The following is a 17,579-nucleotide window of genomic DNA, read 5'->3' as shown; positions in this document are numbered from 1 at the left end:
TCGCGTCGGCAATAGTCTCAATTCAATACTTGATATCACCGTATTATATATCAAGTAGTTGATTTTTTCCTAAAAATATATTGATTTTTGTCAATACAAGTATAGTTTTGTCTATGAAATTGTCAACTTAGGACTTGCTCAATCATGCGATCGCATCATACAGTAGAGAAACTGATTCTAATCATCACATCATTGTAATCCAAATCTCCACCACTAGGTAAATCTTCAAAACCAAAGATGTTATTTCCTAATGGTTTTTGGGGCGATCGCACTCCTGGAGTTTCTATAGGTGCTTCTAGTAATTTTCCATAGGTTGGGTTGACGTAAGGAAACCCAACATCAACTAATAATAAATGTGTTGAGTTGCATTTCATTTAACCCAACCTACAAATTACTATTATTAAAAACACCAGTATCAATAATAGCTTTGCACAATTTATCAATGACGGGAACTGAAACACTATTTCCAATTAGTTTCATCCATCTTGCTCTAGACTCTGGTAATTTAAAATCATGGGGAAATCCCTGTATTAAACAGGCTTCGCTTTTAGTAATTTTTCTAAATTCTCTTGGTTTATAAACTTCTTTGATGAATTTGTTTTTAAAATCATGATGATTTATAGCTGCAATTGTTTTTAAGGTGATAAAATCATTTGTATCACTGGCCACTAAAGTGGGGAAAATATCAGAAGTTGGCAAAAAAATACGACTAACACCAAATAATCCTGTACTGATTTTCGTATTTTTAAAATCATAGCGAATTTCCACACACTCAATAATATGCTTTTGTTTGAGAGAATCAATTGTTTTTTGGATTGATATTTTTTCTAATTTAAACACTTTTTGGATTTTTAAATTATCAATTATTATTTCTCCATTATTGGTAAATGAAAGCAGTATTTCTTCAGCTTGAGTCAAATTCTTAATATTATCTTTAATATTAGACCGTTTGATCATAAAACGATATTCTTCTGATTTAAAAATTTCTAATGCTACCAGTTCATCAATTTCTGGTTGTGTAATTGATGAATCTAGACTTTGAAAATGTGCTAATGATAATGGGTTTCCGTCTAATTGTCCGTAATTACTTTTGCGTCTGTTTTTAAGTAGTAATAAACAAATATTTTTCTGTCTTTCAGTAGTTTCAATAATATCCCATGAGTGTATTGTGGTATGACCATTTCTCAGGTCATTAAATAAAAAGTAATCATTAAATCCGTTGGTATGTGAAAGACTCATACTTTTAGAGGAAATAATATTACCAAATATATCTCTCTCAATAACCTGGTTATCTATTTTTTTCTCTGATGTAATACCTAATATATCGCCAAGTGTGCGTTTTTTATCTATTGGTTTTGGTAAAGTGAACTTTTCTAGATACTCTTGTTTATAAAATCCAATTATATATACACGGATTCTATTTTGTGGTACACCATAATCAAAGGAGTTAATGACAAAATATTTAGCATAATATCCTGCTTTTGCTATTCTTTCTAGGATGTATGCTAAGGATTTTTGATTCCGAGGATCAACTAATCCTTTGACATTTTCAAAGATAAATGCTTTGGGTTGTGATTGTTTTAGTAAATAAATTGTATCGTTCCATAATTGTCCTCTATCATCATCAAAACCTAGATTTTTACCTGCAATTGACCAACTTTGACAAGGAACTCCAGCAGTTAATAAATCATGGGGTGGTAATTCTTTAATTTTGGTAATATCTCCTAAGTTATAACTAGATTCAATTTCAAAGTTATCACAATATGTATTGATGGCATCTTGATTTATTTCGCTAAATCCTAAACAATGACCACCATTGTTACTTAATGCCATTTTAAATCCACCAATTCCCGCAAACAGGTCAATAAAAGTAAATCTTATCTTCTGCATTTTATGTCTCTTATTCTCAATCAATTATTTTAAAAATCCTTCTTCAAAATCTTTCTTTTTATAATCTTCTTTTTCAATAAAAATACCTATTTTGTAGGTTGGGTTGCATTTCATTTAACCCAACGTACAAGAGTAATTCAAGTTATAAATTAACCATTGTCAACATCTTCTGAAACAAATTCTAGATCATCTGAAGCCTTTAAAAGAACATCCCAATTATCTGGAGGATTACCACTTGCAAGCATTTTACTAAAAATGTTGTATGGATCTGTTTTTGCTCCCTCTTTCCGCAACGTATTTTCATCATTTATCCAAGCATAAATAATGACTTTTTCCGTACTACTATAACGAAAAAATAAACGAAATCTTCTATTAAATTTCGCTCGAAACCAATGCTTTTTATCTGTTCCTAATGTTTTACCTTGCCTAAATTCTGGTGCGCTCGGATCTTCAGGTATTCTCCTAAAAATAAGCTCATTAATGTTGTTGAGAAACTGTGTAACTGGATTTTGCTGATATCCTTCAGGGTCTTTTTCTTTAAGTTGCTCAACCTTAATGATCAATTTATTATATTTCTCACCAAAGGCAGGATGAATTTTTAATGTCCACCCATTAACATTCATACAAACATGAAATCCTCTGGTAATTCTTCATCCAGATCAGTTTCCATTCCTTCTGTAAGCATAGATGCACGATGATATATTTCTTCTGTAAGTGGTTCAATATTACTGGGATTTTTTTTGATATCTCTAGCAAGGAAATTTAAAAACGCCTTGACAAAATAATGCTTTGCCATAGTTGGTGACAATATTCTATTCATTCCTGGTGTTTCTCCTTTTTTCTGATGAATAATTATGTACTTACTGGAACGATTTACACCAGTGCGAGAAGCGCGTATATTTTTGCGAAATCTCAGTTTCATGATTCTAACTCGTTTGTGTTGAGGTAATAATATTTATACATATATTCTCAATGATACCATATTTTTATGATCAAGCCTGGGAATTAATTCTGTAGGTTGGGTTGACGTGAGGAAACCCAACATCAACGAATAATAATAAATGTGTTGGGTTGCATTTCATTTAACCCAACCTACAAACTATTTAAGATATGACCTATTTATAAACCCAGTTTTAATTCTATCAAACACTAAATCCATCAGTTTATCAACCAGTTTAATTGCTCTTTCTAAATCTTCTCTCTTTACTACTATAGAACTTTGTTGTCCATGAGCAACTGTATTTCTAATTTTGAGGAGGAATTTATCGAGTTCCTCTGCTAAGGAATATCGAGAACCTGGATCTGGAAATTCTGGAATTTTATCTAAATTGAAATCAGTTAGTATTCTATTTAAAACCTTAAAACCAACATTGCTTTCTGTATTTATCTTTGGACTGATTTCCAAGGGATTAGTTTTATAAAACACACCCAACCTATTAAAAAAATTTACTTTTTTATTAAATTTATCTGCATCTGGATATTGTTTAAATTGGGGAAATGTAGATTCGATATGATATATTATTATTGAATCAGAAACTTGATCAATAGTAAGTTCTAATTTATTTAATTCTCTCACATATATTTGAAAAGAGGTTTGAATAAAACCTTCCCAAATAGAATAAATTATGGGGATTGAATAATAAAGAAATAATTCCTCATCTGTAGTAGAAAATCCATATCTAGCGCACAGCAATTTTAACCATGACATTAACTCTCTTCTTTCCTCAATGTCTGACATTATTTCTTGTTCTAAAAGAGTGATCTGATTAGTCATTATTTATTAATGTTTCCAAATATTCTCTTTGCTTCTGTCAGACGATTGATAATTCTGTCTTTTTGATTATTTCCTCCTGTTCTGGAAAACTTGATTAAAACAGAGTCTTTATCAACTTCTTTAAGTTTATTCCGTATTAATTCTAAATCTTGAAATTTGTAATAATCATAATTTTCACCTACACCAATCGTAATCACATCATAAAGAGCAGTAGCAAAATTTCCATCTTTCTGACGAAAAATTTCTCTTCCTAACGGTTTCAGCAATGCAAATACTTGAGTAAATATCTTTCTGTAACCTTCATAATCAAAATTCTCATTTTCTAAAGCATCTTTCATGAATTTAGTCATGTGTTGTGAAATACTGGTGCGGACATTTCTGATATTTTTGTATAGAGAAATAAATCTCAAAGCCAATTCTTCATCATATAATTGCTCATATTGCTCATTACTCAAATCAATTAATGTCCGAAAATCTTGATTAGCTGCAAGTTCTTTAAGAAAATCATTAAACTTAGGTGAAATATCCCTGTAAATACAATTTCTAATCTCCTGAGTAGTCAATGGAGAACCACCAGTATTTAATCTATTGAAAAGTTCAAAACGCATATCATAATTACTATTGGTTCTGAGAATTTCTACTCTACAATTAGCTCTTTTTAAATTTAATCGAAATTTATTTGGTATACTTTCATAAGTGAATCCTTCCAAAGATTCAACTTTTTCACCTGCTGTTAACATCCAATTGTTATTTTTCCTAATACCTTCATCTTCGCTTTTCAAAACTCCAAAAAAGGAAAGTACAGTAGAAATTCTTTGTAACCCATCAACTAATTCCCATACTCCTTCACTGTCTTCAGCTACAAATATGGGAGGAATGGGAATACCTAAAAGTATAGATTCAATAAAGCGTGTTCTCTGTTCTATATCCCAACGAAAATATCTTTGAAATGCAGGTTTAATAACTATTTCCTGGCGTTCATACATACCCATTATTTCACCGAAGGATACATCAAGTCTATCGGTGTGTAATAAATTTCTCTGTTCTTCGATTTGTATTGTTAGTTTTTCAGTATCCATGTTATTTACCGTTAGCGATGGGTAATTGTTATTATTTGATTATATCAATCTGTGGGTTGGGTTGAGAAAACCCAACATCAACCAATAATAATAAATCTGTTGGGTTGCATTTCATTTAACCCAATATACAAACTAGAAAATTTGATCCTCTTTATCTTGGATTTCTTTCAAAGACTCAAAATAGTCAACAATCGGACTTTTAATTGATCGATCTAATTTTCGAGTATCTCTAATTGATTCAATCATTCTGTAAGCATTTCTAATATTTTTTCTAAATTTATTAATTTGATCTTGACGCATAACAGAGTCAGTTATAGCAAAGATATCTTCCACTCCAACAAAAGCACCGACTGTATGAACAATAACTTCATCATCCAAGAAAAAACTTTCAGAATCCGCCAATTTAGCAATTTCTAAACCGACCTTAAAAGCTATTGCTTCCTTATTTTCATTTGATAACTCGTCTATCTCAAAAAGATCGATAATGATGCTAGAAGCTTTTTTTACAGCATAAAATAACTTCTGATAAGCTTCTATCTTTTTCTCAAATAGATGATCTGAAACAACTACTTTAGTAGATTTACCTTCAATTTCAAGTTTTGCTTCAGCTTCAGCTTCTTGCTTCCAGCGATTTAGCTCTTCTATAGTGTAGCGATCTCGATCATTGTCCACAAGTGTGGAGCAAGTTCCACATAACCAAACTCCATTATTTATTGATTTGCGCTGTTCACAAGACAATGATTTATCATAACGAGGACCTTTAGGTGATGCTGCTGTGATGTGTGCAGCAACTCCAACATTGACTGCCTTTTCTGAATCTTTGTGAGGACCACTGGTAAGCTTACGGCAGGAGGGGTTAGAACAGCGATAACCAACACGTTTCGCAAGCAAATCTTTAATTCTTTTAGGAAAATCGTCGCGTGAATCCATTTATTTAACACAATTTACAAACTACTTGATTGCTCCATCTTTCTTAGCTCTGCCAATAGCCATGTTCAGAATAAATTTGTGATGAGCGTCATTTTTGCCGAGTAGTCCAATAATTTCATCAATAGTAGCCAATATATTTTCATTGCTATCAGTATAGCCATGACTAACTAACATTTCTGCTATATTGTCTTTTGTCCAAACTGACATCGCTATAATTTCATCAGACTTCTTTAATAATTCAATCTGTTCCAAATAATTTACAGTTTTATTCATTTCTTTTTCAGCATTATTTTCTAGTCCATATTGAATTAACATCTCCGCAGATGGAAAGAATTTTTCACCACAGGCATGATTATTTATACACTTAGTTACAGCTATTTGCAGAGATTTATCATCCATTTCTTGACACTGACTAATCCTTTCTCGGTATACGTTTATAGCAAAGTTAGTTAACTTTTTCTCGTAGTAATCCTCTAATTCCGCAATATATTTCTGAAATTCTATTTCTGTAACAAGCGAATTACCAATTGTTTGTATATTTTCCATTTTTAAACTCTACTTTATGATATTGTTTATACCTTGTTGTACGTAGGCTGGGTTGACGTAAGGAAACCCAACATTAACAATAATAACAAATAGATTGGGTTAAATGAAATGCAACCCAACCTTGTATATTAGAGAAAGTGGTAGTCCATCCCAACCTACAAACCCTAACCCAAAACGAAATTCACCAACTTACCAGGAACAACGATCGCCTTCTTAACTTCCTTCCCTTCAATATAACGCTTCGCCACCTCAGACTCCCGCGCATACTTCTCCAACTCAACCTTATCTAACTGCGAAGGAACTTGAATAGAACCGCGAGTTTTACCCATAATTTGAATTACCAAAGTAATTTCATCAGCTATCAAAGCAGCAGGATCAAAACTCGGCCAAACTTGAGTATGTACCGTTCCCTTATTCCCCAACAAATGCCATAATTCATCAGCAATATGGGGCGCAAAAGGCGCTAACATAATCACCAAAGTTAGAATACCTTCCGCATAAATTGGCGAATTATTACACTTAGCATCAGTCAACGCATTACTTAACTTCATCAACTCCGAAATTGCGGTATTAAATTGATATTCTTCCTCCACATCTTCCGTAATTGCTTGAATCGCTAAATGAATCGCTCTCCGTAAATCTTTTTCCTCTTTACTTAACTTTTCCAAATCAGCTTTTTGCTTACAAACTCCCGCCGCAGCGTAATCAGTAACCAACCGCCAAACACGGTTTAAAAATCTAAATTGTCCCTCAACATCAGCTTCATCCCATTCTAAATCTTTCTCTGGAGGTGCTTTAAATAAAATGAACATCCGCGCCGTATCAATGCCATATTTATTAATCACATCTTCCGGTGCAACACCATTTCCTTTTGATTTAGACATGGTAGCATAAACCTTTTCTAAAGGTTCTCCAGTTTGCGGATCTACAGGATTATTAGCATCAACTAAATTTGAAGGAATCCATTTATCTTTTCCTCCTTTTTTCGGGTTCATGTATGTTAAACCCTGTACCATTCCCTGAGTTAATAACTTTTGAAATGGTTCATCAAAATTCAACAAACCTCTATCTCTTAATACTTTGGTAAAGAAACGAGAATACAACAAATGTAAAATCGCGTGTTCAATACCGCCTACATATTGATCAACCGGCATCCAATCATTTACTCTACCACCATCAAAAATTTTCTCTGCATTTGTGGCATCAGTAAACCGCAAGAAATACCAAGAAGAATCAATAAAAGTATCCATTGTGTCGGTTTCTCTTTTTGCTGGAGTACCGCAACTTGGACAAGGAACATTTACCCAACTTTCTAAATGTGCTAAAGGTGAACCACCACGGCCACTTAATTCAATTTCTTCTGGCAATTGTACAGGTAAATCTTTTTCTGGTACGGGTACAATTCCACAATTAGGACAATGAATAACAGGGATAGGTGCGCCCCAATAACGTTGACGAGAAATTAACCAATCTCGCAAGCGATATTGTACTCTTTCTTTACCAAAACCTTGTTTTTCTGCATATTCAGTAATGGCTTTTTTTCCATCTACAGAATTAATGCCATTAAATTCACCTGAATTAATTAAAATTCCCGGTTCTGTGTAAGCTGATTTTAAATTTTCATCTGCTCCAATTTCCGGTACAATTACCACTTTAATAGGTAAATTTTGCTCCTTTGCAAATTTGAAATCTCGCACATCATGGGCGGGTACTCCCATCACCGCACCTGTACCATATTCATAGAGTACATAATCTGCAATCCAAATCGGTACTTCTTCCCCAGTGAAGGGGTTGATAGCTTTCCCCCCGGTAGGAATACCCCGTTTTGGTTTGTCTTCTGCGGTTCTTTCTAATTCGCTTTGGTTGCTTACTTCTTTGATAAAAGCCTCTACAGCCGCTTTTTGGTCGGAAGTGGTGACAAGTTGAGTTAAAGGGTGTTCTGGAGCTAATACGACGTAGCTAACGCCATAAACGGTGTCGGGACGGGTAGTATAAACAGCGATTTTTTCATCTAAACCGACTATGGGAAATTCTAAATATGCACCAGTGGATTTTCCGATCCAGTTAGCTTGCATTACTTTAACTCGTTCTGGCCAACCAGGTAATTTATCCAAATCATTTAATAATTCTTCGGCATAATCGGTAATCTTTAAAAACCACTGCCGCAATAATTTACGTTCTACAATTGCTCCGCTACGCCAAGAACGTCCTTCACTGTCTACTTGCTCGTTAGCTAGTACGGTTTGATCAATGGGGTCCCAATTTACAGCCGCTTCTTTTTGATAAGCTAAACCCGCTTCTAAAAATTGCAAAAATATCCACTGTGTCCACTTATAATAATCGGGTGAACAGGTAGCCAATTCTGCTTCCCAATCTAAGGATAAACCCAGACGTTGTAATTGTTTTTTCATCTGGTCTATATTTTTATATGTCCATTGGGCAGGAGGTACACCTCTATCAATAGCAGCGTTTTCTGCGGGTAATCCAAAGGCATCCCAACCCATAGGATGTAATACTCTATACCCTTGCATTTTTTTGAGGCGGGCGATTACATCTGTAATGGTGTAGTTACGGACGTGACCCATGTGTAAGCTACCAGATGGGTAGGGAAACATGGAAAGCGCGTAAAATTTAGGTTTGGTTGGGTCTTGATTGGTTTTATCTAATCCCAATTCTAACCATGTTTGCTGCCATTTTTCTTCAATTGCGGCCGGGGTGTATGATGCTTTTGGGGTGGACTCCACAATTAAAAACTCCTAATATTTTTCCTAGTTTCGCTATTGTGGCATAATCCTAGATATCAAGTCCGGCTAATTTATGCAGTAGTTATAGTTGTTCTAGACTTTTGATTAAGTCTTCCTTCTCCAAAACACGATCATACATCTCTGGTCTGATCTCTCGGCTGTGAATGTCTTTCTTTACAGACAAAATGAACTTTACACTACAGCAATTATTTTTATACTACAGCATAGTGACTTTTTGGCTGAAGTGCTAAATGTATAAAAATTTTCTTAGTCCCTCATCTACCTGTGCTTGTAAATGATTTGATAGCTGAAACTGTCACCTGTCACCTACTTCAATTTCCCATAGGCATAACGAGTTAAACTACCCTCATTCAGATTATTCCACGCATAGATACCATCTCTAAAGGGTTTCCAAATTTCATAAACCGCTTTAAAATCTGCATCCTTCGCCGCAAACTCATCATACAAAGCAAAAGATTCTTTTTCCGCTGCTTCTAATATTTCCTGACTGTAAGCACGCACTTGTACCCCTGCTTTTAATAGTTTATCTAAAGCTTCACTATTACGTGCATCATAACGGGCTAACATTGTGGTATTTGATTGATAGGCGGCTGTTTCTAAAGCTGCTTGATATTGAGGAGGTAGCTTTTTCCACTCATCTAAATTAATTTGTACTTCTAAGGTTGGACCCGGTTCCCACCAACCAGGATAATAGTAATATTTAGCAACTTTATTTAAGCCTAATTTCTCATCGTCGTAGGGTCCTACCCACTCAGCAGCATCAATAGCGCCGGTTTGTAAAGCTTGGAATATCTCTCCCCCTGGAAGTGTCTGTACTGTTACCCCTAGTTTGGACATGACTTGTCCGCCTAAACCGGGAATACGCATTTTTAGTCCCTTGAGGTCATTCAGTGTTTTCACTTCCTTGCGAAACCATCCCCCCATCTGTGTACCCGTATTTCCCGCAGGAAATTGAATCACATTAAATTTACGGGCGTAAATTTCCTGAAGTTTGGCTAAACCGCCTCCTTCATATAACCAAGCGTTTTGCTGTTGGGCATTCAATCCAAATGGTACGGATGTTCCAAAAGCTAAAGCCTGACTTTTCCCAATGTAGTAATAAGCTGCTGTGTGTCCTGCTTGGACTGCACCTTGAGAAACCACATTCAGAACTTCTAAACCAGGGGCTATTTCTCCTGCTGCACGGGGTTCGATGATAAATTTACCATTGGTTAGGGCTTTGACCCGTTCTGCCAACACCTGCGCTCCGCCAAAAATTGTTTCTAAGGATACTGGCCAACTGGTGGCCATTTGCCATCTAATGGTGGGTAGGTTGCTAGTGTCTGCTTGTCCTTTTGTAGCTGGGTTTGTAGCTTTTTGACAACCACCAACTATTGCCACTCCTGTAGCAGCGATCGCACTTTGAGATAATCTGTTAACAATAGCTCGACGTTTCATAACAGTTAATACTATTGACCTAAAATTAAGATGTTCCCACAATATCATAATGATGCAACAATATGATGCAACAATTCAGAAATTCCGATCAGATTTATTATTTCTGATAATTTTGTCAATTTCCCATCATTTCATATTAGTATAAAAATATTAAGTAATTTCTAACTAATATTTAACAGCTATGTTAGAAACTGTTTTGGCCAAGCCTAGCATTAAACTGCCACCCACCCAGGCAGAACTTCCTTGTGATGATGGTATCCCGATGGAGACACAAAGACATAAATTACAAATGGATATTTTAATTGATACGATTCAGCCTTGGTTAGATCAAAGGGCTGATGGATATGTAGGAGGCAATATGTTTGTCTACTACAGTTTAGCACAATTAAAAAATCAAGATTTTCGCGGTCCAGATTTCTTTGCTGTTTTAGGTGTGCCGAAAACAGAAAGATTATCTTGGGTGGTTTGGGAAGAGGGAAAACCGCCAGATGTTGTAATTGAATTACTGTCAGAAAGTACAGCTAATAATGATAAAAATGCGAAAAAATTGATTTATCAAAATCAAATGCGGGTATCTGAATATTTTTGGTATGACCCTTTTAAACCAGATGATTTTGCAGGTTTTGATCTAAATAGTGGTGTATATCAACAAATACCATTAAATGATCAAAAGCAACTGGTAAGTAAAGTCTTAAATTTGGCTTTAGTGCGTTGGCAAGGTAAGTATAGAGGTGTTGAAACAACATGGTTACGCTGGGCAACTTTGGATGGTGAGTTATTTCCTACTTCTCAGGAAATCGCAGAAATTGCAAAACAAAAAGCAGATGAAGTAGAACAAATTGCAGAACAAGAAAAACAACGTGCAGAACAAGAAAAACAACGTGCAGAACAAGAAAAACAACGTGCAGAACAAGAAAAACAACGTGCAGAACAAGCTGAACTGCAATTAAGACAAGTTGCGATGAATTTATTACAGAATGGAATGTCTGTAGAACAAGTATCACAGTTAACAAATTTGGATATTTTCGATGTGGAAAGATTGATTAATTAAATAGTAGGGGTTTAGCAGTGCTAGACCCCTACAGGACTGATAAATAGATTAAATATTGTGAAATATCATCTTGTAAAAAATTTTTTATAACTGAATTTTGAACAATATTTAAAGGAGGCAGGAGTTGAAAGGCAGGAGGCAGGAGGCTGTCTTAGTGGGGGATTTAAACCCACCTCTAATCGTAGACCGCCCTTGCGGGTAATGCCTCCGGCACGCTACGCGAACGCCAGTCACCTACAGAAGAAAACCTTCTTGCAGTGCTGGCTCACCAAATCACCAGATTATGGCGGTGGACTTAAACCCAAATGGGCGAGTCAAAAAGGCTTTATTCTTAATTCAAAAATTTTCCTTCTGCCTCCTGCCCTCTGCCTTCTGCCTCGCCCGATAGCGCAGCGTGGCGTTAGCCATAGGGCAGTTAAAGTATTAACGTAAGTTGCTAGTTACAAATATTCAGGTTTATTTCTCGATTAGATCGCCCGTCACCCCCCTTAGAAAGGGGGAAATTAATCAAAGTCCCCCTTTTTAAGGGGATTTAGGGGGATCTAGAAGGCTTATGCTTATAGTTATAACTAGCAACTTGGGTTATTATTGAGACTTAATCCTGCATTCTCAATTCTTACCCTGAATTTATTATGTTCTATGCGTAACTCAAGAAGATTCACCTTCATCAGCAAGCTGTTAAAAGTATCCCAGTTTATTGACAAATGTGCTGATAAATTGGGATGGTTATCCAATTGGCTAGTTTTACTCACCATTGGCGTTGGTTTCTTTAATGTTGTCGCCCGTTATCTAGGGCGCTTCATCGGAGTGCAATTATCTTCTAATGCCTTATTAGAGCTACAATGGTATCTATTTTCTCTCACTTTCTTACTAGGCTTTGCGTACATTTTACGTCATGGCGAAAATGTGCGGGTTGATTTTCTCTATACTAATATGAGTGAAAAAAGACGCGCCTTAGTTGATTTTTTAGGAACAATTTTATTTTTAATTCCCTTTTGTTTAATTGGTATTTGGGTGACATTTAACCCAGTTTTACAGTCTTGGGGAAGACTAAGTGATGGTACTTGGGGAAATTGGGAAGTATCTTCTGATGCTAATGGTTTACCCCGCGCTCCCATTAAAACAATGGTTCCCATAGGTTTATTATTTCTGCTTTTACAAAGTATTTCTCAAACAATTAAATATGTAGCCGTACTATTAGGCTATGAAGAAGTAGCAGAGAAAATTCGTTTAGAAACTTCAGAAAATATCAATATTGAGTAGGTAAAATTATGGGTTTTCAATGGTTATCCATTTTCATGTTTGTTGGCTTTTTCGTTATCTTAATGAGTGGCTATCCTGTAGCTTTTTCCTTTGCCGGTACAGCCATTGTTTTTGGAATCATTGGTACAGCATTAGGGGCTTTTAATCCTGCCCGTCTCCTACTATTACCCAATAGTTGGTTTGGAACAATGTCCAATTTTACTCTACTAGCTATTCCGTTTTTTGTGTTTCTGGGTGCAGTATTAGAAAAATCAGGATTAGCGGAAGAATTATTAGAAACTATTGGTATTCTTTTTAGTCGTGTCAGGGGTGGTTTAGCCTTAGCAGTCGTTTTAGTAGGAACTGTTTTAGCCGCCACAACTGGAGTTGTAGCAGCTACGGTAATTGTTATGGGAATGTTATCTTTACCTGTAATGATTCGCTATGGCTATGATAAAAAATTAGCTGCTGGGGTGATAGTTGCTTCTGGTACTTTAGCCCAGTTAATTCCTCCAAGTTTGGTATTAGTAATTCTCAGTGATCAAATTGGTGTTTCTGTAGGAGATTTATTTTTAGGGGCATTAATTCCTGGTTTAATGTTATCTGGTTCTTATATTCTTTATATATTAGGATTAGCTGTTTTTAATCCAGAAAAAGTTCCCTTGATTCCTGCGGATGTGGAAATTCCTCAAGGTAGTCAATTAATTAAAAAAGTTTTTAAAGCAGTTATTCCCCCTATTTTCTTAATTCTTGCAGTATTAGGAAGTATTTTCTTTGGTGTTGCTACTCCCACGGAAGCAGGGGCAGTAGGTGCAGTTGGGGCTACTATCCTCGCAGCTTTTAATAAACGTTTGACTCCCCAATTAATTCGTGATGCGGCTCATTCTACAGCGGTAATTACTGCTTTAGTGGTAATGATTTTATTTTCTTCTTCAATGTTTAGTTTGGTGTTTGATGCTTTGGGCGGAAAAACTCTGATTACTCAATTATTAACTGGTTTACCAGGAGGATATTGGGGGTTTATAATTGTTAGTAATTTAGCAATTTTCGCTCTGGGTGTTTTTCTAGAGTTTATGGAAATATGCTTTATTGCTATGCCTTTATTTGTACCTGCTGCCCAAGCTTTAGATATTGATATGGTCTGGTTTGGTGTGGTAATGGCAATTAATTTACAAACTGCTTTTATTTCGCCACCAGTAGGATTTTCTTTGTTTTATTTACAAAGTGTTGCCCCTAAAGAGGTGAGTACATTTGATATTCATAAAAGTGCAATTCCTTTTATGATTTTACAGTTTATTGTTTTGTTAATTGTGATTAATTTCCCCCAAACTGTTCGCTGGTTAATTGATGTTTCCGCAACTACGGGAACTTGAAAAAATAGAAGCGGGGTGCGGGATGGGTAACAGAGGTAGGTATTTTACTTTGTCGTGAGGGCAATACAAGGAAGGACGGTGGACAAGGGGGTAAAAATGTGATTAAAAATTCAATTCTGGAAACTGTTCCCTGTTTCCTGTTCCCTAGCCTCTAACGATCACTTTTTCGGCAAGCCCTAACTAAGCAACCACAGTAATGAATGTTTTTGTATACGGTACTCTAAAACCATTTGAAGCTAATTATCACCTGTGTGAACATAAAGTATTAACATCAAAAAAAGCGATCGCGTTCGGTAAAATATATGCTTTACCAATGGGATATCCGGCGATGACACTCGGAGATGAGAAAGTTTACGGTTATTTGTTGTCTTTTGCTGACTCCCAGATTTTACCCGCATTGGATGATCTAGAAGATTACCAGCCCACAAAACCAGTGTCAGAAAATCTTTACACTAGGGAATATATCGAAATTTTTGATTTAGACCGCTTGTCTTTAGGTTGGGCTTGGGTGTACTTGATGACGATAGAAAAGGTTTACCAACTCCGTGGTATTCCTCAACTGGATGGTTGTTGGAATAGTTAACTTCACAGCTTTGAAGCTGTAATCTGTTACCTGTTGCCTGTTCTGTAATCTGTCAACTCATTAGTTAATGTTTAACTCTGAATCTTTTTTGAGAGTTTTTGACTCAGTAACTGGTTTTCTTGGAGAAGCTACTGCTGTTTTGGGAATTTCAATGACTGGGTTATTCAAGGCTACCATTAACGGTGAGGTAGAAACTGCTGGCTGACTTGTTACCGTTATTGGCTGTATTTTCTGTTGTGCCAGTTGTAATTTGGATGTATTACCGGGAATAAAGCCTGAGATTGAGCCGATGATACAAGCCGCTACAGCAGCCCCTCCAAACATCCAACCTAGTTGGTAACGGTAGCTCAAGCGTTTCCAGACTTGCTGGAATGTCACTTCTGGAGGCTGTGCAGATGCTGGTATGGGCATGGTTTTTACACCCTGCCGCAGTTTTAAAAGTCGTGCATACAGACACTTAACTGATTCATCTGTGGACAGCCATTGTTCTACTTGCTTACGTTCAGCAGCGGTAACTTCGCCATCTAGGTAAGCACTTAATAACTCAAAGCGGTCAGTTTCGTTGTGTTGTCGGCAATCACGTTTCTCCATATCCTTAGTACCCGTTGATTCATTGGTATATTTAGCCATTCCATTTGCTACATCACTAGGGAATTGGGAGGGGGAACGGTCATCAAACTGAGAATCAGTATTCATCTTAACGTTTTTACCAAGTCATACACGGGTCAACACAGCGGATAAATTTGAGAATTTAAGCAATTTTACTGCCAAATGGTAGAAAAAAATTGAGATTTCACCACAGTTCTTGTTCTTTTAAAATTCTACCATTGAATTAAGGAAAGATGTTGTAAATTTACTTAACCATCTAGATAACTTTGCAACTGGGTTTGCAATCTGGATCTAGCCCTAGCTATTCTCGATTTTACAGTTCCTAGAGAAACGCCAGTAATTTCGGCAATTTCTTCATAGGGTAATCCTTCGATTTCTCTCAGGACAATTGTAGTACGGAACACCTCTGGTAAATCAGCGATCGCATCTCGCAGTTGTTCGTAAAATTCTCTAGTAGTGAGTTCTTCCTCTGGTCCTGGTGTATCACCAGCAATTTCCCAATCCATCTCGCCGTCGTCTACCGAGCGGGGAGCATCCAATGACAGGGGGCTAACAACCCGTTTGCGTTTACGCAACTCGTCATAAAACAAGTTAGTGGCAATACGGCTTAACCAACCCCGAAATTTAGCAGGATCTTGTAAGCGGTTAATATTGCGATAGACTCGAATCCACACTTCCTGAGCCAAGTCGGCTCTGTCAGACCAATCAGGAGCCAGATGGTATAAAACCTTATCGACCTGAGTCTGATAGCGCCGTAAGAGTTCTGCAAAGGCAGCTTTATCTGGGCGCAGTCCTGCTTGACAGCGTAAAATAAGATCGTGGTTTGAGAGTTTGTCAACTTGCACCGATGCTTGTGAATAATTGGCATCAACAGTTGACCAGGATACAGTAATCGATTGACTCATAGATCGTACTGGCTGTAAATCATCCCCTCCTATTAGACTAGATAATTAGAGAGATGTTCCTGGGTTAAGTGACGGATTTATGAGATCAACACAGAAATATAAATCAGGAATTATAAAAAAAGTGTTGAGTCTACAATGCCGAGTCTTGAGTATAGGGAAAAAAATCAGTAGGATGTATTCACTTAAACAACTGACTACTACCCCTTGACAATTGGGACTGGTGACTGGTGAATGGTGAATGGTGACTGGGAAGAAATATTTACCCTCTTCTTCCTGACTCCTGACTCCTGTACGGGCGTTCGCGAAGCGTGCTGGAAGCATCAGCATTCGGGCGATAAACTATCAATTTTATGAAAAGGCTATTTTCCTGTACGGGCGAAGCATTCGGGCGATAAACTATCAATTTTTATCACAGGTTATTTTCCGAATGCTTCGCCCCTACGACTCCTGACTCCTAAAACTTCTAAATTATAAAGATATTGTCAGGGTAATGAGATAACTGATAATTATTGATAAATTCTTTGCTAATTGGCTGCTGTTGGCAGTCCATAATTAATTTTAATGAGCCAGATATGTCAGGGATACACAATAAGCAATGGCAATGGCAAGAAATGAATCTGTAGCGCGGATGGTAATGTTCCTCTGTTTTGGCACAGCAATTTTATCTCTGGCTGTCCATTGGCACAGTATGAGAACAACAGCCCAGTTAAATCCGTCGGTATCCACTACATTAAGGAAAAATTCTACTTCCCCGACTGACTCTAGTAAAAATATTTCTCCAGGTATTAGCATTGGGGAAACCGCTTTCGGCGCGTCTTTTCCCTCTTCTCCATCAAATTCTACTGCTGGGAAAAAATATGTAGCTAGTGCTGCGGATACACCAAAAAATACAAAGTTGGTGTTTCCAGAACAGATCGAGAAGCAGAAGACAAACAGCAAACCAAAGGGCTTTTTCTTTCGCGGTGTGGATGAGTCCACGTCTGTTCAAGGTTCTCAATCTACTCAGACAGAAGTGGTGGTTGATTTAAGCGATCGCCGGGTTTATGTTTACCGCTATGACCAAGTTATAGCTAGTTACCCCATTGCTATTGGTAAAAAAGGCTGGGAAACACCCACAGGTAGTTTTCAAGTCATACATAAAGAGCATCATCCCATTTGGAAACATCCAATTACAGGGAAAATATATGAAGCTGGTACTGATAGTCCTTTAGGAGACAGATGGATTGGTTTTTGGTCAGATGGCAGAAACGAAATTGGCTTTCATGGTACACCTGATACTGATTTAATAGGTGCAGCCGTGTCTCATGGTTGCTTGAGAATGCGTAACCCTGATGTGCGAATGTTATACCAGCAATTAGATTTAGGCACACCAGTATTAGTCCGCAACTAAAATAG

General features: G+C 36.7%; 17 protein-coding genes. 5 read left to right on the top strand and 12 right to left on the bottom strand.

From position 1 onward, the window contains the following. Window positions 1–155: 155 nt before the first annotated feature. The 10 genes from PN497_RS05300 to PN497_RS05255 form a co-directional block, all read right to left on the bottom strand. On the bottom strand, window positions 156–374 hold the full coding sequence (locus PN497_RS05300) for a DUF4114 domain-containing protein (protein ID WP_096571673.1): 219 nt from the start codon (window positions 372–374) through the stop codon (window positions 156–158). Between the two features lie 10 nt (window positions 375–384). Continuing rightward, the gene (locus PN497_RS05295) at window positions 385–1,890 is read right to left on the bottom strand and encodes a DNA cytosine methyltransferase (protein ID WP_096571674.1); all 1,506 of its coding nucleotides are present in this window, start codon (window positions 1,888–1,890) and stop codon (window positions 385–387) included. A gap of 149 nt (window positions 1,891–2,039) precedes the next feature. Beyond that, complete coding sequence (locus PN497_RS05290) at window positions 2,040–2,513, bottom strand: type II toxin-antitoxin system YhaV family toxin (RefSeq protein ID WP_096571675.1); 474 nt, start codon at window positions 2,511–2,513, stop codon at window positions 2,040–2,042. Beyond that, entirely contained in the window at window positions 2,510–2,812 is a 303-nt protein-coding gene (locus PN497_RS05285; protein WP_096571676.1) for a type II toxin-antitoxin system PrlF family antitoxin, read from the bottom strand. Before PN497_RS05285 ends, PN497_RS05290 begins: the two co-directional genes overlap by 4 nt. A 177-nt stretch (window positions 2,813–2,989) precedes the next feature. Further along, on the bottom strand, window positions 2,990–3,664 hold the full coding sequence (locus PN497_RS05280; protein ID WP_096571677.1) for an MAE_28990/MAE_18760 family HEPN-like nuclease: 675 nt from the start codon (window positions 3,662–3,664) through the stop codon (window positions 2,990–2,992). Further along, window positions 3,664–4,743, bottom strand: a complete 1,080-nt coding sequence (locus tag PN497_RS05275; RefSeq protein WP_096571678.1) for a DUF262 domain-containing protein — start codon at window positions 4,741–4,743, stop codon at window positions 3,664–3,666. Before PN497_RS05275 ends, PN497_RS05280 begins: the two co-directional genes overlap by 1 nt. 132 nt (window positions 4,744–4,875) lie before the next feature. Continuing rightward, complete coding sequence (locus tag PN497_RS05270; protein WP_096571679.1) at window positions 4,876–5,673, bottom strand: hypothetical protein; 798 nt, start codon at window positions 5,671–5,673, stop codon at window positions 4,876–4,878. Window positions 5,674–5,694: 21 nt separating this feature from the next. Continuing rightward, complete coding sequence (locus tag PN497_RS05265; RefSeq protein WP_096571680.1) at window positions 5,695–6,219, bottom strand: hypothetical protein; 525 nt, start codon at window positions 6,217–6,219, stop codon at window positions 5,695–5,697. Between the two features lie 164 nt (window positions 6,220–6,383). Further along, on the bottom strand, window positions 6,384–8,963 hold the full coding sequence (gene leuS / locus PN497_RS05260) for a leucine--tRNA ligase (protein ID WP_096571681.1): 2,580 nt from the start codon (window positions 8,961–8,963) through the stop codon (window positions 6,384–6,386). 327 nt (window positions 8,964–9,290) lie between these two features. Further along, window positions 9,291–10,421, bottom strand: coding sequence for a TRAP transporter substrate-binding protein (locus PN497_RS05255; RefSeq protein ID WP_096571682.1), 1,131 nt, complete (start codon window positions 10,419–10,421; stop codon window positions 9,291–9,293). A gap of 181 nt (window positions 10,422–10,602) precedes the next feature. On the opposite strand from PN497_RS05255, the gene PN497_RS05250 reads away from it, so the two are divergent. The 4 genes from PN497_RS05250 (at window position 10,603) to PN497_RS05235 (ending at window position 14,670) form a co-directional block, all read left to right on the top strand. Next, on the top strand, window positions 10,603–11,472 hold the full coding sequence (locus PN497_RS05250) for a Uma2 family endonuclease (RefSeq protein WP_096571683.1): 870 nt from the start codon (window positions 10,603–10,605) through the stop codon (window positions 11,470–11,472). A 639-nt stretch (window positions 11,473–12,111) separates the two neighbouring features. Then, on the top strand, window positions 12,112–12,735 hold the full coding sequence (locus PN497_RS05245; protein WP_096571684.1) for a TRAP transporter small permease subunit: 624 nt from the start codon (window positions 12,112–12,114) through the stop codon (window positions 12,733–12,735). Between the two features lie 8 nt (window positions 12,736–12,743). Further along, window positions 12,744–14,087, top strand: a complete 1,344-nt coding sequence (locus PN497_RS05240; protein ID WP_096571685.1) for a TRAP transporter large permease — start codon at window positions 12,744–12,746, stop codon at window positions 14,085–14,087. Window positions 14,088–14,283: 196 nt separating this feature from the next. Continuing rightward, window positions 14,284–14,670, top strand: a complete 387-nt coding sequence (locus PN497_RS05235) for a gamma-glutamylcyclotransferase family protein (protein WP_096571686.1) — start codon at window positions 14,284–14,286, stop codon at window positions 14,668–14,670. Window positions 14,671–14,730: 60 nt separating this feature from the next. On the opposite strand, the gene PN497_RS05230 is transcribed toward PN497_RS05235, so the two are convergent. Beyond that, a complete protein-coding gene (locus PN497_RS05230) occupies window positions 14,731–15,366 on the bottom strand; it encodes an anti-sigma factor family protein (protein ID WP_096571687.1) in 636 nt (211 codons plus the stop codon). 161 nt (window positions 15,367–15,527) lie between these two features. Next, window positions 15,528–16,184 (bottom strand): sigma-70 family RNA polymerase sigma factor, encoded by a 657-nt coding sequence (locus tag PN497_RS05225; protein ID WP_096571688.1) that lies wholly within the window; start codon window positions 16,182–16,184, stop codon window positions 15,528–15,530. 595 nt (window positions 16,185–16,779) lie between these two features. Here PN497_RS05225 and PN497_RS05220 point away from each other — a divergent pair. Further along, on the top strand, window positions 16,780–17,574 hold the full coding sequence (locus PN497_RS05220) for a L,D-transpeptidase (RefSeq protein ID WP_096571689.1): 795 nt from the start codon (window positions 16,780–16,782) through the stop codon (window positions 17,572–17,574). The last annotated feature ends 5 nt before the right edge of the window (window positions 17,575–17,579 follow it).

Source organism: Sphaerospermopsis kisseleviana CS-549 (genome assembly GCF_028329225.1).
GTDB lineage: Bacteria > Cyanobacteriota > Cyanobacteriia > Cyanobacteriales > Nostocaceae > Sphaerospermopsis > Sphaerospermopsis kisseleviana.
This window is presented reverse-complemented; position numbering and strand designations above follow the sequence as displayed.